This is a genomic window from Arthrobacter cryoconiti (assembly GCF_020905375.1).
GTDB classification, from domain to species: Bacteria; Actinomycetota; Actinomycetes; order Actinomycetales; family Micrococcaceae; genus Specibacter; species Specibacter cryoconiti.
This window is the reverse complement of sequence record NZ_JAJJBU010000022.1, coordinates 43,104-65,210: the sequence shown is the minus strand read 5'-3', so window position 1 is coordinate 65,210 and position 22,107 is coordinate 43,104. Positions and strand designations below refer to the sequence as shown.

At 59.4% G+C, this 22,107-nt stretch carries 16 protein-coding genes and 1 tRNA gene; 11 read left to right on the top strand and 6 right to left on the bottom strand.

Features of this window, described 5'->3' with window-relative positions:
- Positions 1-169: 169 nt before the first annotated feature.
- The 4 genes from LOH53_RS11485 to LOH53_RS11470 all read left to right on the top strand — a co-directional run bounded on the left by LOH53_RS11485 (position 170) and on the right by LOH53_RS11470 (position 3,233).
- Positions 170-1,018 carry a sulfurtransferase gene (locus tag LOH53_RS11485; RefSeq protein ID WP_230067885.1) on the top strand — a complete coding sequence of 283 codons (849 nt, stop codon included), beginning with the start codon at positions 170-172 and terminating at the stop codon, positions 1,016-1,018.
- Complete coding sequence (locus LOH53_RS11480; protein WP_230067884.1) at positions 1,015-2,064, top strand: NAD(P)-dependent alcohol dehydrogenase; 1,050 nt, start codon at positions 1,015-1,017, stop codon at positions 2,062-2,064. The genes LOH53_RS11485 and LOH53_RS11480 overlap by 4 nt, the downstream gene beginning before the upstream one ends.
- Before the next feature lie 11 nt (positions 2,065-2,075).
- Positions 2,076-2,504, top strand: coding sequence for an HIT family protein (locus LOH53_RS11475; RefSeq protein WP_230067883.1), 429 nt, complete (start codon positions 2,076-2,078; stop codon positions 2,502-2,504).
- A gap of 87 nt (positions 2,505-2,591) precedes the next feature.
- Positions 2,592-3,233 carry a nucleoside/nucleotide kinase family protein gene (locus tag LOH53_RS11470; protein WP_230067882.1) on the top strand — a complete coding sequence of 214 codons (642 nt, stop codon included), beginning with the start codon at positions 2,592-2,594 and terminating at the stop codon, positions 3,231-3,233.
- A gap of 45 nt (positions 3,234-3,278) precedes the next feature.
- Here LOH53_RS11470 and hrpA read toward each other — a convergent pair whose 3' ends face one another.
- The 6 genes from hrpA to LOH53_RS11440 all read right to left on the bottom strand — a co-directional run bounded on the left by hrpA (position 3,279) and on the right by LOH53_RS11440 (position 11,263).
- Positions 3,279-7,394, bottom strand: coding sequence for an ATP-dependent RNA helicase HrpA (gene hrpA, locus LOH53_RS11465; RefSeq protein ID WP_230067881.1), 4,116 nt, complete (start codon positions 7,392-7,394; stop codon positions 3,279-3,281).
- 13 nt (positions 7,395-7,407) lie between these two features.
- Positions 7,408-8,307, bottom strand: a complete 900-nt coding sequence (locus LOH53_RS11460; RefSeq protein ID WP_230067880.1) for a hypothetical protein — start codon at positions 8,305-8,307, stop codon at positions 7,408-7,410.
- Between the two features lie 89 nt (positions 8,308-8,396).
- Entirely contained in the window at positions 8,397-9,023 is a 627-nt protein-coding gene (locus LOH53_RS11455) for a class I SAM-dependent methyltransferase (RefSeq protein WP_230067879.1), read from the bottom strand.
- 62 nt (positions 9,024-9,085) lie between these two features.
- Positions 9,086-9,544, bottom strand: coding sequence for a carboxymuconolactone decarboxylase family protein (locus LOH53_RS11450; RefSeq protein WP_230067878.1), 459 nt, complete (start codon positions 9,542-9,544; stop codon positions 9,086-9,088).
- An 86-nt stretch (positions 9,545-9,630) separates the two neighbouring features.
- On the bottom strand, positions 9,631-11,016 hold the full coding sequence (locus LOH53_RS11445; RefSeq protein ID WP_230067877.1) for a GH1 family beta-glucosidase: 1,386 nt from the start codon (positions 11,014-11,016) through the stop codon (positions 9,631-9,633).
- A 174-nt stretch (positions 11,017-11,190) separates the two neighbouring features.
- A tRNA-Arg gene (locus tag LOH53_RS11440) sits at positions 11,191-11,263 on the bottom strand.
- A gap of 176 nt (positions 11,264-11,439) precedes the next feature.
- Here LOH53_RS11440 and LOH53_RS11435 point away from each other — a divergent pair.
- The 7 genes from LOH53_RS11435 to rho all read left to right on the top strand — a co-directional run bounded on the left by LOH53_RS11435 (position 11,440) and on the right by rho (position 22,045).
- A complete protein-coding gene (locus LOH53_RS11435; RefSeq protein WP_230067876.1) occupies positions 11,440-12,681 on the top strand; it encodes an MFS transporter in 1,242 nt (413 codons plus the stop codon).
- 134 nt (positions 12,682-12,815) lie between these two features.
- A complete protein-coding gene (argS, locus tag LOH53_RS11430; protein ID WP_230067875.1) occupies positions 12,816-14,468 on the top strand; it encodes an arginine--tRNA ligase in 1,653 nt (550 codons plus the stop codon).
- Positions 14,469-14,471: 3 nt separating this feature from the next.
- Positions 14,472-15,923: a diaminopimelate decarboxylase gene (gene lysA, locus LOH53_RS11425; RefSeq protein WP_230067874.1), complete on the top strand. Its 1,452-nt coding sequence runs from the start codon at positions 14,472-14,474 to the stop codon at positions 15,921-15,923.
- 6 nt (positions 15,924-15,929) lie between these two features.
- Positions 15,930-17,303 (top strand): homoserine dehydrogenase, encoded by a 1,374-nt coding sequence (locus LOH53_RS11420; RefSeq protein WP_230067873.1) that lies wholly within the window; start codon positions 15,930-15,932, stop codon positions 17,301-17,303.
- Complete coding sequence (gene thrC, locus LOH53_RS11415; protein ID WP_230067872.1) at positions 17,303-18,406, top strand: threonine synthase; 1,104 nt, start codon at positions 17,303-17,305, stop codon at positions 18,404-18,406. The genes LOH53_RS11420 and thrC overlap by 1 nt, the downstream gene beginning before the upstream one ends.
- Before the next feature lie 102 nt (positions 18,407-18,508).
- On the top strand, positions 18,509-19,522 hold the full coding sequence (thrB, locus tag LOH53_RS11410; protein ID WP_230067871.1) for a homoserine kinase: 1,014 nt from the start codon (positions 18,509-18,511) through the stop codon (positions 19,520-19,522).
- 294 nt (positions 19,523-19,816) lie between these two features.
- Positions 19,817-22,045 (top strand): transcription termination factor Rho, encoded by a 2,229-nt coding sequence (rho, locus tag LOH53_RS11405; RefSeq protein ID WP_230067870.1) that lies wholly within the window; start codon positions 19,817-19,819, stop codon positions 22,043-22,045.
- Positions 22,046-22,107 lie beyond the last annotated feature (62 nt).

Sequence of the window (22,107 nt, the reverse complement as noted above, 5' to 3'; positions counted from 1 at the left end):
TGAACAAAGAATAACGCCAACCAATGCCCTGTTCTGCGCATGGTTGAAGCAAACGGTAGCGCAAAACGTCCTCTCGCGCCAGAGTTTCCCTTGACTGCGCGCGCAGTGGCCCCTCCGGCGCTAGGTTTGAGGCAAGAACTTTAGCCGCGTGAACGTAAAGGAGACAAAAGTGGCCGTCATAATCAGTGTGGATCAGCTGCAAGGGCTGTTGAGCCGCGGGGGAAATACCGTTTTGTTGGACGTACGCTGGGCTCTGGGAGATCCGCACGGGCATGCCCACTATCAGAAGGGCCATCTGCCCGGTGCCATTTTCGTGGACATGAATGAGGAATTGGCTGGCCATGGTGAACCCGGAGAGGGGCGCCACCCGCTCCCGACGCAGGAAGCCTTTGGCCAAACCGTGCGGCGTTGGGGTATCAACAGCGGTGACACCGTAGTTGCGTACGACGACGCTGGGCTGGCTGCCGCCGCCCGGGCTTGGTGGCTGCTGGGTTACGCCGGTGTGCCTGATGTGTTCTTGCTCGACGGCGGTCTTGCGGCGTGGCGCGCAGCGAACCTTCCCCTCGAGACGGGTGAGGAACGCGCGGAACCGGGAAACGCCGTCGTACGGTACGGGGCAAAGCCCGCGCTGGATATTGTGCAGGCAGGGGAGTGGGCAGCCCACGGAATCTTGCTCGACGCGCGGGCCGGGGAGCGGTACCGGGGCGAGCGCGAGCCGATCGATCCGCGGGCGGGGCATATTCCAGGTGCTCTCAGTGCGCCCACGAGTGAAAACTTGTCAACAGATTCAACCTTTTTGCCAGCGGCCGCGTTGCGATCCAGGTTTGCCGCGCTAGGAATTACGGAGGGATCGGACGTGGCGGTGTATTGCGGTTCAGGCGTGACGGCGGCCCATGAAATCGCCGCATTGGAGATTGCGGGGTTCCGGGCTGCGCTCTTTCCCGGCTCCTGGTCTGCCTGGTCAAATCACCCGGAACTTCCGTTGGAGACCGGCAACGGCGATACAGTTGAACTATGACGCAAGTAAAAGCATACGCAGCCACCGCCGCCGACTCAGGCTTACGCCCGAGCACCATTGAACGGCGCACCCCCGACGCCAACGACGTCGAAATTAGCATTGACTTCTGTGGATTGTGCCATTCAGATGTACACGCGATCCGCTCCGAATGGGCACCCGCGAAATATCCGTTGGTCCCGGGGCATGAAATCGTCGGCAAGGTCACCCGCGTAGGTGCAGACGTCACGGACTTTACCGTTGGGGATAGCGTGGGCGTGGGCTGCATGGTGGACTCTTGCCGTACCTGTGATTCCTGCTTGGAAGGCTTCGAACAGTACTGCGAGAACGGGAACACCGGCACTTATGGTGTTGTGGACTGGCGCAACGGAGGGGATGTCACCCAGGGTGGGTACTCTTCTTCCATTGTGGTTAATGAGGGCTACGTGCTCAAAGTCCCGAAAAATCTGGATCCGGCCGCCGTCGCACCTCTCCTTTGTGCGGGCATCACCACTTACTCTCCGCTTCGCTACCTGAACGTTTCTGAAGGCGATGCTGTTGGAGTTGTGGGCCTTGGCGGATTGGGTCACATGGCGGTCAAGATCGCGAAGGCCTTGGGCGCCACGGTCACGGTTTTTACAACGTCTCCATCCAAGGCGGATGCTGCTCGTGAATTGGGTGCAGATCACGTGGTGATTTCCTCCGATGCCGCGCAGATGGCAGATGCCAAGGGCACTCTGAACGTGGTGATCGACACCGTGGCGGCCGTCCACGATATCAATGATTACCTGCGGACATTAGCCCGTGACGGGGCCCTAATTCAGCTAGGGTTGCCGCCGGCAAAGATGCCTCCCGTGGACCCGGCGTTGCTGGTGCGCAAACGCCTCGCTTATGGCGGATCGCTCATTGGTGGCATCGCTGAGACACAGGAAATGCTGGACTTTTGTTCAGAGCACGGCATCGTTTCAGATATTGAGATGGTGAACGCCACCGAACTGGACGTAGCCTACGACCGCATGGTGGCCGGCGACGTGAAATACCGCTTCGTCTTGGATAACTCGACTCTCTAGGAGCATCTTTCGTGAGCACGCTGTTTACACACATCATTGACGGTGACATTCCAGGTCGATTCGTCTGGAAGGACGAGATGTGCGTCTCTTTCTTGACGATTGCTCCGCTGACCGATGGGCACGTGCTGGTGGTGCCGCGCCAGGAAATCGACAAGTGGACGGACGCAACTCCGGAGCTGATGGCTCATCTAACGGGTGTTGCGCAGATCATTGGAGTAGCCCAGGTATCGGCGTTTAATGCGCCGAGGGCCGGCTTGATTATTGCGGGCTTTGAAGTGGATCATCTGCACGTTCACGTCTTCCCTGCCTACAGCTTGGAGGACTTCGACTTCAGGGCAGTGGATAATAATCCGCAACCGGACGTGCTGGACAGCAGTGCCGAGAAACTGCGGGAAGCCTTGCGCTCAGCGGGACACAACGAGTTCGTCCCAGAGTCCTGACGCCGCCCTTTCCAACGCTCGGTTACTTTAGGGTCACTTTGAGTGAACCCTCCTGCAGAAATATCGTGTTGAAACTTGAGGTGGGGCGTGAAGAATACTCCTAGATGCCGCGATGCGCTCATGGAACTATTGGCCAAGGGCACGCCCCACCGTCAGGATGGCTACACGCTTGTGGCCGTCGACGGCGTCGATGGTAGCGGGAAGACAACGTTTGCTGCGGATTTCGCACGCGCCTTGGAAGGACAAGGACACAGTGTGGTGGTTATCCACGCTGACGATTTCCTGAACCTGCGCGAGGTCAGGCATAGGAGGGGCCGCGATTCTCCTGAAGGATTCTGGCGTGATAGCTACGACTACGAATCCTTGGTCCGTGATGTGCTCATCCCGTTTGGGCCGCACGGGGATGGGCTCTTCCGGCGTGCGTCCTCGGATCACGTACTCGATGTGAAAGTGGACTTACAGCTCACTGCGGCACCTCGTGGAACAACCTGCATTGTCGAAGGGATGTTCTTGCACCGTCAGGAATTGGCCGGGTACTGGGACCATTCACTGTTCCTCAAGGTCCCGTTCGCCCAAACGGCCCAACGCATGGCAATACGCGACGGCACCGCGCCGGATCCGACGCACCCAAGTATGCGCCGTTATTTCCAAGGACAGTTGATGTACTTTGCCGCCGCTAGCCCCTGGCGACAGGCAACCGTCGTCGTGGATAACTCCGATAGTGCGTGAGCGTTGGCCATTTGTGACCCGGTTCTAACCGAGCGTTGGTGGGGGCTAAGCCATCGCCTTCGCCAGAGCCACCCGGATGCGCTTTTCGGACACGGAGTATGCGGTTCCCAGGTCTACAGCGAAGAGGCTCACGCGCAGTTCCTCAATCATCCAACGCACGTGTTCTAGCGCCGCGGTGGATCGCTGTCCGGGCAGCAAGGCGGCCGTGGCGTCGTCGTACTGGTCTTCAAGTCGTTGGACTGCCGCCATCGATTCTCCGTCTCGAGCAACATTGGAAGGTAACTTCTCCAACCGGCGTTCGATGCCAGATAGATACCGCGGTAGCTGGCTGAGTTGGGCAAAGCCTGTCTTCGCCACGAACCCGGGATACACCAATAATTCTTGCTGCATCTTCACATCATTCATGGCACTTATCAGGGCCGGGCTGGAGGTGGAACCCAGCGCCCTGTTGATCCGCATGGACGATGCTAGGATCTTCTCCACGACGGCGGTCACGGAGAAGACGGTGTCTATCAGTTCCGCCCGGACGGCCTCATACAAAGCGTCGAAGGCCTTCTGTTCCCAGGGCAGGGCCACCGGGGTGAGTTTGTCGATCGTGGCGAGCGTGCAGTCTGCAATCAACTCCGTCACCGAGCCGTGCGGATTTTGACTAAATGTGAGCTTCTCAGTGTTGCTTAGATGATCCAGCACATACCGATCCGGGGACGGTATGCGCAGCGCCAGTAGGCGAATTACACCGCCACGCATGGCCGATTCCTGAACATCTTGACGCTGGAAAATACGGATTGCCGCCGTAGTGCCTTCATCCACCAGGGCAGGATACCCGGTCACTGTATGGCCGGATACAAGGCGTTTGATCTCACGCGGTAGCGAGCCCACACTCCACTCGGTGAGACCCGAACGTTCCTGGATTCCACGGGAATTATCGGCGGTCGACGCCGGAAACTCACCCGCCGCTTTTGCTGCACCTGTCAGCGTGGGACCGCCGGTGGATTCCGTGTTGGTGCGAGCTCCGCCTTTCTTGCCTGTGCCAGCGCCACCGGCTGGAAGTCCTCCCATTGGAGAACGCCCAGCTTGGGTGGTCTTGGGCGTGGCACCGAGCTGTTCAGCGATGGCTCGGCGTGTGGCGCCGGCCAGCCTGGACTGGAGTTCGGCGAGGTCCTGGCCTTCATCCAAGACGCGGCCATCTTTATCGACAATGGTGAACGTCATACGCAGATGGCTGGGGACAGCATCCCAGTTCCACGAACCGGGTGCGATGAGATGGCCTTTGATCCTGCGTAGGGCCAGTTCCAGCGAAGGTTCCAACGCATCAGTCGAGGGGTCAAAGTCTTGGGCGAGCGCGGCTGCAGCCTGACGTCCCACATCCGGGGCGGGGATGAAGTTCTTCCGGACGGCTTTGGGTAGCGACTTGATCAATGCTGTGACGAGCTCGGCACGCAGGCCTGGGATTTGCCACCTAAACGGTGCCTCGTGCAGCTGATTGAGGAATAGGAGCGGAACTTGGACGGTGACGCCATCGGATGGGTTGGGCGCAGAGCCCGGAGCTGTGGGGTGGAATTCATAGGAGAGCGGCAGGAGAAACTCACCCTCAGTCCAGATCTTCGGGAAGGCTGCCTCATCAAGTGCGGGTTCCTCGGCCATGACCACGTGGGAATCAAAGTCTAACAATGCAGGGAAATCGCGCCGGGCGGCCTTCCACCACGAGTCAAAGTGGCGTTCGGAAACCACGTCCGCACCCACCCGTTCGTCGTAAAAGTCGAACAGTGTCTCGTCATCCACGCGCAGGTCGCGCCGGCGCATACGGGTCTCGAGCTCGTCGACCTCGGCAAGCAGAGCCTGGTTGCGATGGAAGAACTTGTGGTTGGTGTGCCAGTCACCCTCCACCAATGCGTGGCGGATGAACAGCTCACGGCTAAGCTCCGGATCGACCCGGCCATAGTGGATACGGCGGTCAGGGACGATCGGCACCCCGTACAAAGTAACTTTTTCATGCGCCATCACCGAACCCATTTTCTTGGACCAATGTGGCTCGCTGTAGGTGTGCTTGACCAAGTCGGGGGCTACCTGCTCGGCCCACAAAGGATCGAACTTGGCCGCAACACGGGCCCAAAGACGAGACGTCTCTACCAGCTCCGCCGCCATGACCCAATCCGGGGATTTCTTGAACAGCGCCGAGCCGGGAAAGACCACGAACTTGGTGCCGCGTGCACCGGCGTACTCGCGCTTGCGTTGGTCATACAAACCGATGTGGCTCAGCAACCCTGTCAGTAGCGACATATGAATGGCGTCGTGGTTAGCCACCGGGTCGATGTCTTTGCCGGAGACCCTAATGTCCAAAGACTTGCCCATCGCCTTGAGCTGGGTGAACAAATCCTGCCACTCACGCACTCGCAGGTAGTTGATGAACTCCGCTTTGCACAGGCGTCGAAAGGCGCTGGAGGAGAGCTCTGCCTGCTTTTCTTTGATGTAACGCCAGAGGTTGAGAAAGCCGGTGAAGTCGGAAGTTTCATCCTGAAAACGTTTGTGTTTTTCGGTGGCCAGCTGTTGCTTGTTTGTGCCGTCCCCCTGGGGACGCTCACGAGGGTCCTGGATTGTCAGCGCGGCGGCAAGCACCATGACTTCAGCTGCCACTCCGCGTTTGGCGGCCTCAACGATCATCCGGCCCAGCCGCGGGTCAACAGGGAGCTGGGCTAGCTGGCGTCCGACGCCGGTGATGCCACCTTGGGCGCTGACGGCTCCGAGCTCGCGCAGCAGCGTCACACCATCCGTGATAGCACGGGAGTCTGGCGGCTGGACGAACGGGAACTTCTCCACGTCTTTGGGACCCTTGGCCACACCCATGGCTGTCATTTGCAAAATGACGGCCGCTAAGTTGGTGCGCAGGATTTCCGGGTCGGTGAACTCACTGCGTACGTTGAAATCTTCCTCGGAGTAGAGCCGGATACAGATACCGTCGGAGACGCGACCACAACGGCCAGAGCGCTGGTTGGCGGAAGCCTGGGAGACCCGCTCGATGGGGAGCCGTTGGACCTTTGTCCTGTGCGAGTAGCGGGAGATGCGGGCAGTGCCGGTGTCCACCACGTATTTGATTCCCGGTACCGTCAGCGAAGTTTCCGCAACGTTAGTGGCCAGCACAATCCGACGCCGGGAACCGGGCGTGAATACTGCGTGCTGTTCGGCCAGGGACAACCGGGCAAACAAAGGCAGGATTTCAGCGTCACGCAGACGCGGGTTGCTCTTGGTCCGTCCCCGCAGTGCCTCGGCGGCGTCCCGGATCTCCCGCTCGCCGGAGAAGAAAATGAGAATGTCCCCGGGGGCTTCCTTGGAGAGTTCGTCGACGGCGTCGCACACGGCATCGAGAGGGTCTCGGTCCTCTTCGTCGTTGCCGCCATCCCTGTTCCTGTCGGCTGCCCGTCGCTCTATCACCCGCTTGTCGGCTGCCCTGCGACTGGCACCCGGAAGGCTGGCACCCGGATGGCTGGCAGCGGAGGGGTCAGCCTCCGTATCGGAGCCGGGGTCGTCGTCGTCCGTATTTGCCCCTGATGGCGGGCCAGAGAGCGGACGGTAGCGAATATCCACTGGGAAGGTTCGCCCTGAGACTTCGATGATGGGTGCGGGGCCGTCTGCGGCGGCGAAATGGGTGGCAAAACGCTCCGGGTCAATGGTCGCGGAGGTGATGATGACTTTCAAATCCGGGCGCTTGGGAAGGATCTGGCGCAGGTAGCCAAGGATGAAGTCAATATTCAGCGAGCGCTCATGGGCCTCGTCGATGATGATGACGGAGTACTTGCGCAGCAAACGGTCGCGCTGGATCTCGGCCAGCAAGATGCCGTCGGTCATCAGCTTGATCTTGGTTTGCGGGCCCACATGACCGGTGAAACGGACCTGGAAGCCTACTTCTTGGCCAATTTCGACGTCGAGCTCGCTGGCAATGCGTTCAGCCACTGTGCGTGCGGCGAGACGGCGCGGCTGTGTATGGCCGATCAGTCCCTTGTCCGCCAGACCCAGCTCCACGCACATTTTCGGGATCTGGGTGGTTTTTCCGGAGCCCGTTTCCCCAGCGATGATGGTGACCTGATGGGCGGCGATCGCTGCCATGATGTCCTCGCGGCGCTCGGAGACAGGGAGTGCGGGAGGGTAGTTGATAGTGAAAGTCATGGTGCCCTCCAGTTTATGCCGTTGCGGTGCCGGAGTCAGCGAGGGCGGCTTTCCGGATATGTAGCGTCCCCTTAGCTGTCAGTACCAAAAGTCCGACGCCGGCCACCACCAATGCGGCGCCCACGACTGAGGCGCTGATTCCTGGAACCATAAAGTCCTGCTGTGCCGCGGGCGGTGTGTTGGTGCTCAGTATTGACTGCCCGAGAATGAAAGCGGTGATACCGAAGCAGCTAAGCAGCACGCCGTACGCAAATGTGCACAAGAGTTTGGCTGAGGTTTTGCGCCATAGAAGGTCAAGGCCAGCCATGCGCGGATCTGGCAGTGATGCCGTCGAGGAAAGGCGACGCAGCGCAAGAATCGTTGCACCGGAAAAGACCATGGTCACCACAATGAGCGGGATACTTATCTGCCAGCCCAGGTGGCTCGGCGCGCTGAGAGAGACGGCGACGCAGAAGACAATGAAGGCCAAAAGTACGGTAGCACCTAGGAAATAGCTTCGTTTTCCGAGCAGACGTTGTGGCGAGAGCACATTTTTGTGTGTGACGGGAAGCGCTGAATATAGCAACAGCCCGCCGCTGGCTGAGAGCACCAACGTCAACACGATTGGCAGAGCTGCCAAGCCTGCCAAGGCCGATAAGACAGATTGTTCTGCCTGCCCGGCCAGTCCGATCGAAATTCGCAATAGTGCCGCGAACATGACGACGGCGAAGATCACCGGCATCAGTACCCGCAGCTGTGCGCGCGTCATCGCTCTTTGCTCTTGCGCAAGAGTTATACGAGCTGGTCCTTGGTTGGCTCCGGATCCGGGACCCAACGCACGTGGCGCATTCTTTTTCGAGATCCATGACGCGGTTGCCGTCAAAGCCCAGGCCAAGCCCGCAAGCACGGCAAGTGTGGCAATCAATGTGGTCATGGGGAAATTCTTTCATGAACGGCAGCGTCCACTCAGACAGGGCGGGTGGAACTCGGTCCAACTAGCGGAAGCGTCAGTACCCGCCGTCGTTAGGTACGCCGCTGAGCTCTCATGACGTCGTCGGCAATGGTGATCTGTGTTTCATCGGGGCCCACAGTGCGCCGGGGCCGGGATTCCGTGACCTGGACGTGCCACAATTCGGGGTCCAAAGTGGCTGCTACTTGCTGTGCGGTGAAGAACAGGTCCGTGCCGTGGGGCCGTCGGGCACCGGAACTGGCGTCCGACGGCGCATGACCCACTATAAGCAGCGTCCCCCCGGGTGCTACAGCGCCCGCTAAACGGGCAAACAACGGCTCCCGGTCTTGCCTGGGCAGATGCATGAATTGGGCCGACACCAGGTCGTAGGAATCTTTTGGCGGAGTCCAGGAAAGAAGATTATGGTGTTCCCACACAACAGAGCCAGCCGTTTCAAAGGAGACCGCCCGTGCTGCCGCACGTTCCAGTGCCACACTTGAAATGTCGACGCCGGTGACTTGCCAGCCAAGTCCGGCCAACCAGAGGGCATCGGTGCCTTCCCCGCAGCCTGCGTCCAAAGCCGTGCCGACGCGAAGTCCACGAACCTCTGCTACGAGCTGTGGGTTGGGATTTTCGCTCCAGACGTTCCCCTCGCGACCGTAGCGTTCGTTCCAAAAGTTCTCATCAAATGTTTCGCCCATGCTGCCTATTCTTACACCTGTTCGATGCTTCCTGTTTGGACTCGTGTGGAGGGTGCTTTGGACTAATTTTCCGCTATTTCGGGCAGCTCTTGATGGGTGGTGATGGCTATCCGATTCCAAACGTTGATGGCGCAGATGGCCATCATTAGTGCGGCGGTTTCGGCGTCAGAAAATTCGGCGCTCACACCCAACCAGGTTTCCTGGGAAACCCCGCCTTCTCCGATCAGAGTCATTTCCTCCGTGAGAGCAATGGCCGCCCGTTCGCGTTCCGAGTACAGCCCCGGTGCCTCCTGCCACCCGGAGAGGACATCCAGTCGTCGGTTACCCACGCCGGCCGCGCGGGCTTCGCGACCATGCATGTCCAGGCAGTAGGCACAACCGTTGAGCTGCGATGCTCTAATTTTCACCAACGCCAGCAGATCTTCGCCAAGACCGGCGCTATGAATGTACTTCTCCATGGCGTACATGGGTTTGTAGGCCAAGGGATCAGCTTCGTTGAGATTCATTCGCTGCTGGAGCATTTGTTGAGCTTCCTTTAGTTACTTTTCGGGTACCTGTTTGTAGGGTCGGCTCCTACATCTCCAGCTTCCACCCGGGGGTGACCCTTTTACAAGAGCGTCGTAGCCAGTTTGCTGGTGCGAATAAGGTCCCGGTACCAGTAGTACGAGTCCTTGGCGGTGCGCTTCTGCGTTTCGTAGTCGATGTGGACCAGCCCGAACCGCTGGGAGTATCCCGCAGCCCATTCAAAGTTATCCATCAGCGACCAGTGAAAGTAGCCGCGGACATCCACCCCGGCGTCCATTGCTGCTTGTAAAGCGTGCAGGTGTCCGGCAGTGTAATCAATCCGCCGTTGGTCGTGGATCCGGCCGTCGGCATCTGGCCCGTCATTGAACGCGGCGCCGTTTTCGGTGATGTACAGCGGAGGGAGTTTTTTGCCATAACGTTTCTTGAACGTAAGCAGCAACTGCGTAAAGGCGGCCGGAACCACGGGCCAGTCAAAGTCTGTGCGCGGGTATCCCACAATTTCTCGCATGGAGAACGGAAGCGTGGAGTCTAAGGAATGTCCATCTACCAGAGCGGCTCCTTCAGACGTGGGTGCTCCAACGCAACTGGGATTGTAGGAGTTGATGCCATACCAATCGAGCGGCGCGGATATCGTGGCCAAATCGCCGTCGGGAATCGGTGGCAGGAAAGGTGCCACCGCATCCGGATAGGAGCCGGTGAGGATCGGATCAGCGAAGATCCAATTGGCGATGTTGTCGTAAAGCCCGACGGCTTGCACGTCCGCTTCCTCCTCACTGGCCGGCCAGGTGAGTGCGTGATTGTTAGCGATGCCAATATTAGTGGCGCCCGCGGACCGCAGTGCCTGCACCCCTAGCCCATGGGCCAGCAGCAGGTTGTGCGCCGCTGGCAGCGCGTCAAAGCCGAGCGCGAGCCCCGGTGCGTGGATGCCCGCACCGTACCCGAGCATTGTCAGGGCCACCGGTTCGTTGATGGTGATCCAGCGAGGGATGCGGTCGGAAAAATGGCTTCCGACGATCTGCGCGTAATCGCCGAATCGTTCAGCAGTATCCCGGTTTAGCCAGCCGCCAGCATCCTCCAATTCCAACGGAGTGTCCCAGTGGAACAGTGTGGGGCGCGCAGTGATGCCGGCGTCGAGCAGTCCATCAACCAACCTGTCGTAAAAATCTAAACCCGCTGGGTTGATCGGGCCACTGCCACCAGGCTGGACGCGCGACCAAGAAAAGCTGAAACGGTAAGCATCAATTCCCAGCCCTTTCATCAGCGCTATGTCTTCGCGATAGCGGTGATAGTGATCACAAGCCACGTCGCCGGTGTCACCATTGCTTACCCGATCAGGTTTCGTGACGAAAGCGTCCCAACTTGAGGGGCCGCGTCCGCCGTCGTGCGCGGCACCTTCAATCTGGTAGGCGGCGGTGGAAACACCCCACAGAAAGTCTTTTGGAAACTTCAAAAAGTCAGGCTGGTCCATGAGCACCCCTCGCTGTTCGTTTGCAGACGAGCCTCACGGATGCAGGGCGCGAAGTCAAGGGTTCAGGTGGGAGGTAGCAGGGTTAGTGGCCATCAGCTGGAGCGAACTAAGTGGGAAAACAAAAGTGGCAGTTGCCGCGAATTACTTCGCGGCAACTGCCACCGTCAAAAAGTGTGCCCTCGATAGGATTCGAACCTACGGCCTGTTGCTCCGGAGGCAACCGCTCTATCCCCTGAGCTACGAGGGCAAGGCAACCGTGGCTGCCAATGGGAACGTGAAAGAGCTTAGCAGGTGCCGGGGATGCAATGTAAAACCGGGGGAGGCGGGCACTACCGTGACGTGGTGAGTGTCTCGGCATTCGGAAGACGTAATGACGGGTGCGAGCTCCCCCTGTACAGGTAACGTTGGGGCAATGGTGCACGCATGGTGAGAAATATTCAACGCTCTGGATGGCTTTTCGGGGCTGGAATCATTTTGACTGCTCTGACGCTGCGCGGAGCTGTGACGGTAGTTCCGCCCCTGGTCTCCACCATCAACCACGACCTCCCGCTGAGCACAGCGACCATCGGCATCCTGGGCATGCTCCCTACAGCGGCATTTGGCCTCTTCGGATTTCTCACACCATATGTGATTCGCTGGGCCTCGCTGGAACGGCTGATCGTCCTGTCCATCCTTGCCGGAATCGTTGGTCAAGTAGCCCGAGTTTTTGCCCCCAACACGACGCTGTTCCTGATTCTCTCCGTGCTAGCTTTTGGCGGCCTCGGAGCAGGAAACGTGCTTTTGCCACCACTGGTGAAAAAGCATTTCCCTAGCAAAATTGGTTTGATGACGGCCTTGTACGTCACCGCCTTATCTGTAGGAACCGCGGTGCCCGCGCAGTTTGCGGTGCCGCTAACAGACGCTGGCAGCTGGCAATTCACGCTCGCCTCGTGGGCCGGGGTGAGCGTCGTTGCCCTGGTGCCATGGCTCTTGGCTGTGATTTCACCGCGTTCGACGGCGGCAGCGTCTCAGGTGGCTCCAGCAGCTGGGGCACTGGAATTGAAGATCCACTCAAAGCCGGTACACAAAGAGGTTGCGCCGAAGATGAACCTGTGGCGCTCGCCTACAGCTTGGGGACTGACCCTCATGTTTGGCTGCACATCGCTAAACACTTATGCCCTCTTTGCCTGGTTGCCAGAGATCCTCACCCAGGCCGGTCTGGACCGCGCCCACGCCGGTTCCATGTTGGCGCTCTTTGCCGCGCTTGGCCTACCACTGAGCCTTATGATCCCTCTGGTGGCATCTAAGATGCGTAACCCGTTCCCGGTAGTGCTGGTGATGTTGGCTTGTTTCGTAGCTGGCTACCTTGGATTACTTCTGTCTCCTGCTAACGGCACCTGGCTCTGGGTGTCCTTGGCTGGGCTGGGGCCGGGAACGTTCCCCTTGTCCTTGCTATTGATCAACCACCGGACCAGGACCCAAGCAGGTGCCGGTGCGCTCTCTGGATTTGGTCAGGGTATGGGTTACGCGCTCGCATGTGCCGGACCGCTGTTCTTTGGCCTATTGCGTCAGGGGACTGGCTCCTGGACTGCACCGTTCGTGTTTCTCTTCGCCACTCTGATTCTTTTGGGCGTCGGAGCGTTCATCATCTGCCGACCTAAAATGCTCGAAGACGACTTCGTCTGAGCTTTGCGGGGCTCCCCACCCGGTTCATTGTGCGGTTGATGCGGGTTCACGTGCTCCGCACCCGCATCTACTGCACAATGATTGGGAAGTTCAGGATTGGGGGAGGATGCGGGCGGAACCGTACACTTGGAGGTGTGACTCCTGAAGAACTTTCTGCCGCCATTACCGCCTGCCTCAAAGATGCCGTCGACGCCGGTGAACTTGCTGTTCCCGCCGACGCTCTGCCCAATGAAGTCCGCATTGAGCGGCCGAAAAGCCGAGACCACGGTGATTGGGCCACCAGCATCGCCCTTCAGCTGGCGAAGTCGGCGGGAGTCCCGCCACGCAAGATCGCGCAGATTCTGCAGATACGCTTGGCGGATATCCCTGGCGTTTCCAAGGTGGACATTGCCGGACCAGGCTTTCTCAACATCACTGTTGACGCCGCTGCGGCTGGTGAGCTGGCTAAGATCATCGTGGAAGCTGGCGCAAATTACGGCACCAACGCGTCCATGGCCGGGACCAAGATCAACCTGGAATTCGTTTCCGCGAATCCCACCGGTCCCATCCACCTAGGCGGTACCCGTTGGGCAGCCGTCGGGGATTCCCTGGCACGCATTTTCGAATCTCAGGGCGCCGGTGTGACCCGCGAGTACTACTTCAACGACCACGGCAACCAGATCGATAAGTTTGCAAGGTCTCTCCTGGCCAGCGCCCAGGGTGAACCCGCACCGGAAGACGGCTACGGTGGAGCCTATATTGAGGACATCGCCCAGGAAATCACTGCCAAGAATCCGGGCATCTTGGATTCGGCGGATCCGCAGGAAGGGTTTAGGGCTCAAGGCGTGGAGCTCATGTTCACCGCCATCAAGGATTCCCTGCACGAGTTTGGGGTGGACTTTGACGTCTATTTCCACGAAAATTCGCTTTTTCAAGACGGAGCCGTCGAGAAACTGCTTGAGCAGCTCAAAGGCTCCGGCAACATGTACTTCAAGGACGGTGCCTGGTGGCTGAACTCCACCGAATACGGTGATGACAAGGACCGTGTGGTTATCAAGTCCGACGGCAACGCCGCCTACATCGCTGGGGACATTGCCTATTTCAAGAACAAGCGTGACCGAGGCTTTGACCTGTGCATCTATATGCTCGGCGCAGACCACCACGGCTACGTGGCCCGACTCAAGGCCGCAGCGGCTGCCATGGGCGACGACGCCAATCGTGTTGAAGTGCTCATCGGGCAGATGGTGAACTTGGTCCAGGACGGCAAGCCCGTGCGGATGTCCAAGCGCGCCGGGACCGTGGTCACCATGGAGGATCTCGTCGACGTGGTCGGCACGGATGCCGCCCGCTACTCGCTGGCGCGTTTCTCTTCCGACTCCAACATCGACGTCGACCTGGACGTGTTGACCAAAAAGTCCAACGAGAATCCAGTGTTTTATGTTCAGTATGCCCACGCCCGCACCGCCGCGGTAGGACGCAATGCCGAGGCCGCAGGGGTAGAGCGCACAGCATTTGATGCATCGTTGCTCACCCACGCAACGGAGTCCGAGCTTCTTGCAGTTTTGGGTCAGTATCCGGGAGTTCTTAGCCAGTCCGCGAGTTTCCGCGAGCCGCACCGCGTGGCCCGCCACCTAGAGGTCATCGCAGGCGCCTACCACCGCTGGTACGATGCTTGCCGCGTCGCTCCCATGGGCGAGGAAGCGATCACGGACGTGAACCGTACCCGTTTGTGGCTCAACGATGCGGTGGGCCAGGTGCTGTCTAACGGGCTTTCCCTGCTGGGCGTTTCAGCGCCGGAACGGATGTAATTGATGGGTGGAGAACACATCCCAGGCGCGGAGCTGGCCCCGAATTGGCTACCCGCAGCTGGTGACGTCAATGAGCTTCTTCCCGCGCTCTGGGCGCACGACGTCGAACGCAACGAACACGGTGAGCTCACCATTAGCGGTGTTCACGTGAGCGAGCTCAAGCAGCGCTTTGGCACGCCGCTGTTTGTCATGAGTGAGGATGATTTCCGCTCGCGTGCACGCATGTTTAAGGATGCTTTTGATGCAGCGTTTGAGGATATCTGCGGTGGGGTTGACGTGTACTACGCCGGCAAATCTTTTCTGTGTACAGAGGTGGCCCGCTGGGTTGACTCCGAGGGTCTGCGTCTTGACACGTGCTCCGGCGGGGAACTGGCCGTGGCTACACGGGCAGGGTTGAGCGGAGAACGGCTAGGGCTCCACGGGAACAACAAGTCCGACGCCGAGATCAACCGCGCTCTGGACATGAAACTTGGCCGCATTGTGGTGGACAGCTTGCATGAACTCAAACGTGTGGAGGCATTGGCCTCGGCTCGCAACACCACTGCCAACGTGATGTTGCGTCTAACCCCCGGAGTCCATGCACATACGCATGAATCCATCGCCACGGCTCATGAGGATCAAAAGTTTGGTTTGTCCTTTATTGCCGAGGATCCGGAAGAGCCTGGCATGAGCGCCGCAGAGGCCGCCTCCAGGCTGGCCGTAGATGCCGAGAGCATCAACTTCCTCGGCTTTCACTGCCACATCGGCTCGCAAATATTCGAGTCCGAGGGCTTTGAAATCGCGGCCCGCAAGCTGCTGGCCTTCACCCACAAGATTCAGCTGACCTACGGCGTCACCCTGCCCGAACTGGATCTGGGTGGCGGCTACGGGATCGCGTACACGACAGTTGACAAACCGCGGCCGGCTGACGAGGTCGCACAGGCGATGGCCGCCGTCGTCCGCGAAACCTGCGCGGAGCTGGGGATGAGCGCGCCGCGGATCTCCATTGAACCGGGGCGGGCGATAGTTGGCAGCACAACGTTCACTCTTTATGAGACCGGCACGCTAAAAACCGTGCAGGTTGAAGTGCCGAACGCTGACGGTGTGACGGCGCCGCGACGGTATGTGTCGGTGGATGGTGGCATGAGCGATAACGCCCGCCCGGTGCTTTATGACGCGGATTATTCGGCCGTGGTCGCCAATCGGGCTTCGCAGGCGATCCCGGCAATGTCTCGAGTGGTGGGCAAACATTGCGAGAGCGGTGACATAGTTGTTAGAGATGTATATCTGCCCAATGACGTGGCGGCGGGGGATCTGCTGGCAGTTCCCGGAACAGGTGCGTACTGCTGGGCATTAGCCAGCAACTACAACTACGTTCCCCGTCCGCCCGTGGTCGCCGTCAAGGACGGCACTGCACGCTTGATTGTGCGGGGCGAAACGGAAGACGATTTGCTGGCACGCGATTTAGGGGCTTAGAACCTTTTGACAGAGCGCAACACGGCCGTGACTGACACGGACACGATCCACAAAACCCTCAAGGTGGCTCTCCTGGGAGCCGGCAATGTGGGCGCCCAGGTAGCCCGCATTCTGCGTGCTGATGCGGACTCGCTGGCGGCCCGCATCGGTGCCCGCCTGGAGCTGTCCGGCATTGCCGTGCGCAACGTTGATGCGCCCCGCGACGTTGACTTACCGCGCGAACTTTTCACGAGCGATGCCTCAACTTTGGTGCGCGAGGCCGACATCGTTATTGAGCTGATCGGTGGGATTGAGCCCGCGCGCACACTGATCTTGGAGGCCATTGAGCACGGCGCCACAGTGGTCACCGGCAATAAGGCGCTCCTGGCGGTGGACGGTCCTAGCCTCTATGAGAAGGCCGACGCCGCCGGCGTTCAGCTCTCCTATGAGGCCGCCGTGGCAGGGGCCATTCCGATCCTGCGCCCCATCCGTGATTCGTTAGCCGGGGATAAGATCACCCGTGTGATGGGGATCGTCAACGGCACCACAAACTACATCCTGGATCAGATGGACACCACGGGTGCCCAGTTTGCCGATGCTCTAGCTGAGGCCACCCGGCTGGGATATGCGGAGGCTGATCCCACCGCTGACATCGAAGGCCATGATGCGGCAGCCAAGGGAGCGATCTTGGCGTCACTGTCCTTCCACACCCGCTTTGCCCTTGAAGATGTTCACTGCCAAGGCATCACGGACGTCACAGCCTCTGACATCGCCGCAGCCAAGGATGCCGGATTTGTTATCAAGTTGTTGGCGATTGCCGAGAAGCTTCAGTCCAGCAACGACGACGGTTCCCGCACGGAAGGCGTGAGCGTCCGGGTTCACCCCACGTTACTGCCGCGTGAACACCCGCTTGCCGCCGTTCATGGCGCGTTCAATGCTGTGTTCATTGAGGCTGAGTCTGCTGGTGAACTCATGTTCTACGGGCAGGGTGCCGGCGGGACGCCAACGGCTTCGGCCATCCTCGGTGATGTGGTCTCGGCAGCCCGACGTATGGTGCTGGGTGGGCCTGGTCGGACTGAAACCACCACGGGTGTGTTGCCTGTGCTCGGGATCGAAGCTGTCACGACCCAGTACTACATCGGATTAGACGCAGCTGATCAGCCAGGTGTGCTGGCCAAAATTTCCGCTCTCTTTGCCGAGAATGGGGTTTCTATTGAAACCATGCGACAAACAGTCCACCGTGAGCGTGCCGTCTGCGATGGCAGCGGCCCAGCCGCAGCTGAGCTTCGAATTATCACGCATCGGGCAAGCGAGGCTTCTCTTGCAGCCACGGTTCGGGCCATCAATGGCCTGGAAATCATAAATTCGGTAACAAGTGTCTTGAGGGTGGAGGGAGTCTGATGGCTCATCAGTGGCGCGGGGTAGTCCGCGAATATGCAGAGCGTTTGCCCGTAACGGCAGAAACAACGGTGGTGACTTTGGGGGAGGGTGGCACTCCACTGGTGTACGCCCAGAAGCTCTCCGAGCTGACAGGGAACTCCGTGTACCTGAAGGTGGAAGGGATGAACCCCACCGGCAGTTTCAAAGACCGAGGGATGACCATGGCCATGACGGCTGCGGTAGCCGCTGGAGCGAAGGCGGTGGTGTGCGCGTCGACCGGAAATACCTCAGCATCTGCGGCTGCCTACGCCAAAGCGGCCGGGCTGACATGTGCGGTGCTGGTGCCCCAAGGCAAGATTTCCATGGGTAAGCTCAGTCAAGCCGTGGCTCACGGTGCAACCCTGCTCCAGGTGGACGGGAACTTTGATAACTGCTTAGATGTGGCCCGCAAACTGGCAGAGGCGTACCCGGTATTCTTGGTCAACTCGGTCAACCCTGCTCGCATTGAGGGGCAAAAAACGGGAGCTTTCGAGGTAGTTGACGCCCTGGGCGACGCCCCTGACTATCACCTACTACCAGTGGGTAATGCGGGTAATATCAGCGCCTACTGGAAGGGCTACAAGGAATACGCAGCACCCTACGAGTCCGCAACATCAGGGATCTTGCCTCCGGTTTCCACGCACACGCCCATCATGTGGGGTTTTCAGGCTGCAGGGGCTGCCCCCTTCGTGGCTGGGCACCCCATCCTGGAACCGGACACCATAGCTACAGCCATTCGCATCGGCAACCCGGCTTCTTGGGATCTTGCCATTGCGGCCCGCGACGAATCCGGGGGGCTCATCGAGGCCGTGACGGATGCAGAAATTCTGGCCGCACATCGGTGGCTCTCGGCGAAAGAAGGCGTATTTGTGGAGCCCGCTTCCGCAGCCGGTGTTGCCGGGCTGATCAAGAAGCATGCCGCAGGGCAGGTCCCTACAGGCAAGACAATGGTCATCACTGTCACCGGGCATGGTCTCAAAGACCCCGATTGGGCACTGACGAACACCGATGGTAGCCGCGTGGAGCCCACCTCTGTTCCCTTCGATGTAGTCACAGTAGCCAAGGCCCTTGGGCTCGATGGCTAGTTGCTAAGCCCAGAGACAGAGAACTTGATGAGATCACGCGCCACCGCAGCGTCACCAAGAGATTCCACGCCACAATCTGCACAGGAACAGGCGGAAGATGGTGTGCCTGAAGTTGACGGGCTAACAACGGGCGAACTAAAAGTCCCTGGAATCGGCTACACGGTAACTGTTCAGGTGCCTGGCACCAGCGCCAACTTGGGTCCGGGCTTTGACTCGCTGGGCCTGGCAGTGTCCTTGTATGACACCCTGAGCGTTACCACCCTGAGGGGGCATGACGGTGCTGATGGTACACAGCTTTTGGAATTTGATCTCCGCGGGGAAGGGATCGCCGAACTGCCTCGAGATGACAGCCACCTAGTAGTCAAAGCCATGGATTTGGCCTTCGCCCGGCTTGGGTATCGGCGCGGTAGCTTGCGGATCACGGCGGAGAACGTACTCCCACACGGACGTGGACTGGGGTCGTCCGCTTCAGCCATAGTCGCAGCTATTATGGCGGCCAACGCCTTGGTGGAGGCCAGAGACCGGCAGGATACGCAATGGGTGTTTCAACTTGCCTCTGAGATTGAGGGACACCCAGATAACGTTGCTCCTGCCATCTTTGGTGCCGTGGCTATTTCGTGGCGTGAAGGCCGTACATATTCCTCGACCAAGGTGACTCCGTCACAGGCTGTGATCCCCGTAGTGGCTGTTCCGGACTTTGAAGTCAAGACTGAACTGGCGCGCGGGCTGCTTCCCGCTTCGGTGCCTCATGCAGACGCCGCAGCAAACTCAGGCCGGACAGCGCTGTTGATCCATGCTCTCAAGGACGCTCCGCAGTTATTGACGGCCGGAACCCGTGATTACCTTCACCAGGACTACCGTGCCCAGGCAATGCCCGAAAGCTCAGCTTTGATCGCGCAGTTGCGCGCGGGCGGACATGCAGCATTTATCTCTGGTGCCGGGCCGACGGTTATGACCCTCGCCAACGGCGGTGCCGAAGCTGACGAGGTGGTTGAATTCATCACTAAATATGGCGCAGCGGGAGATGATCAGAGAACACCAGGTGTGTCGTGGCGCGTTGTGCGGCTGTCGGTTGACCATGAGGGTGCTAAAGTAGAAATGCATCCGGGTTCATAGACACTCTTGGCCTGCGTCCCCATAGTCGATGCCACTCTTTACCTCACCATTCCCTCTGGAACGGTGGTTGGACGAAATGACAGCCGGCAGCCGCCTTGTCAATTCAAGATGCAAATGAGTTACTCACGTGCTTCTAGGGTGAACCTACCAATTCCGCCGCTTGAAATTTGCTGGCGTGAACTGGAACCTCAGCTGAATTATCCTGTCCCTGCCAGTGCGGCAGCGGCGGAGCGGTTGACACTAATCATCGCGGCCTTATCAACAAGGACCGCCATCGAGGGGGAAGGATCCTTCGTGACAGAAATCATAACTTCAGCCGCGGGTACCAAAGCAGCGCAGTTGGATGAGAGCACAAAAGCTACAAACTCGACCAAGCCTGCAGGCTTGGCTGGTTTGAAGCTGGCACAGTTGCAAGTTCTGGCTGGTCAGCTGGGCATAACCGGCGGTTCCCGGATGCGTAAGGGGGATCTTGTGAGCGCAATTTCGGCGCATCAGCGAGGTTCCTCAGTAGCCGACCGACCCGTGCGCGCGGCAAAGTCTGCGCCTGTTTCCGAGACCGCAACGGACGGACAAGTGCCGGCGAAGCGCGTTTCGCGTTCCAAGGCTGTCCAGCCGGAAGCAGAAGCGCCTGTTGCAACATCAGAAGCTGCCGCAGTCGCAGAAGACCGTCCGTCCCGGAGCCGGCGGGGCTCGCGCCGCGCTGCCAGCAGCGATGGCGTCATCACCACCGGAACTCCGACGCAAGCCACTGTTGGCACCCGGGAGCAGACCCCCGCAGCGCAGGAGCCGTCAGTAGCACAAGCACCCGCTGGTGCGCAGGCTGATTCCGCTGAGAACGACGGCGAAAACCGCCGACCCTCACGAACCCGCAACCGCCGTGCACAAGGTGGCGGCCGCGACGCTCACAACGATTCAAGCGATGCTACGCCCGAGAAAGCTCCGGAGGCAGCAGCTCACAATGACGCTGCGAGTGCGGAGAGTGGTTCTGAAGATTCGACCGGCCAAGGGGATCGTTCGGACCGCAACGGACGCAACAACCGCAACCAGCGCAATCAACGCAACTCTAACGATCGCAACTCCAGCGACCGTCCTTCGAACGACCGAAACTCGAACGATCGCAACTCCAACGATCGTCCTTCGAACGAGCGCAACGACGATGAAGACGGCTCGAGGAACAACCGAAACCGTCGCAACCGACGCGATCGCAACAGCAACGATTCCAACGACCGCAACGATCGCAATGATCGTGGCAACAACAGCCGGAATGATCGCAACGACCGTTTCCGCGACCGCAATGAACGCCGCCGCGGCCGCAGCGCAGGACCCGACTTTGATGATTCTGAGGTCACCGAGGACGACGTCCTGCTGCCCGTAGCCGGCATCTTGGACATCCTGGACAACTATGCATTTGTCCGTACGTCCGGGTATCTGCCCGGTTCCAACGATGTCTACGTCTCCTTGTCACAGGTCAAGAAATACAATCTGCGCAAGGGTGACGCGGTGGTTGGCGCCATCAGGGCCCCCCGCGAAGGTGAAGATCGCAGCCAGGCACAGAGCGCGCGCCAAAAGTTCAATGCCTTGGTGCGCGTGACGAGTGTCAACGGCAAGAACCCGGATGATCTCAAGGATCGTGTCGAGTTCTCCAAGTTGGTCCCGTTGTACCCGTCGGAGCGCCTGCGCTTGGAAACAGATCCCAAGAATATTGGGCCCCGTGTTATTGATCTGGTCGCCCCGATCGGTAAGGGTCAGCGCGGTTTGATCGTTTCTCCGCCTAAGGCCGGAAAAACTCTGATCCTGCAGGCGATCGCGAACGCCATCACCATCAATAACCCTGAGGTTCACCTCATGATGGTTCTAGTTGATGAGCGTCCTGAGGAAGTCACCGATATGCAGCGCACGGTCAAGGGTGAGGTCATCGCGTCCACCTTCGACCGTCCCGCAGATGACCACACTCAGGTTGCCGAGCTCTCGATCGAGCGCGCCAAGCGCCTCGTTGAAATGGGCATGGACGTTGTGGTCTTGCTGGACTCCATGACCCGTCTGGGCCGTGCATACAACAACTCCGCACCGTCCTCTGGACGCATACTCTCCGGTGGTGTGGACTCAGCAGCTCTGTATCCGCCGAAGCGTTTCTTTGGTGCTGCCCGCAACATCGAAAATGGCGGCTCATTGACTATTCTGGCGACGGCATTGGTGGAAACCGGTTCCAAGGCTGACGAGGTCATCTTCGAGGAGTTCAAGGGTACCGGCAACATGGAGCTGCGCCTGTCCAGGCAACTTGCCGATAAGCGCATCTTCCCGGCCGTTGACGTCAACGCCTCTGGAACGCGACGTGAGGAGAACTTGCTCTCTGCCGAAGAGGTCAAGATCATGTGGCGTCTGCGCCGCGTCCTCTCCGGCCTGGAAATGCAGCAGTCCCTTGAACTGCTGACGTCCAAGATCCGCGAGACCGGTTCCAACGTAGAGTTCCTCATGCAGATTCAAAAGACCACGCTGGGATCCAAGGCCGAGCACGACAAGTAGCTGTTTACAAGGGGCGGGACCGTACATCACTGTGCGGCCCGCCCCTTGGCGTTGGTGCGGTG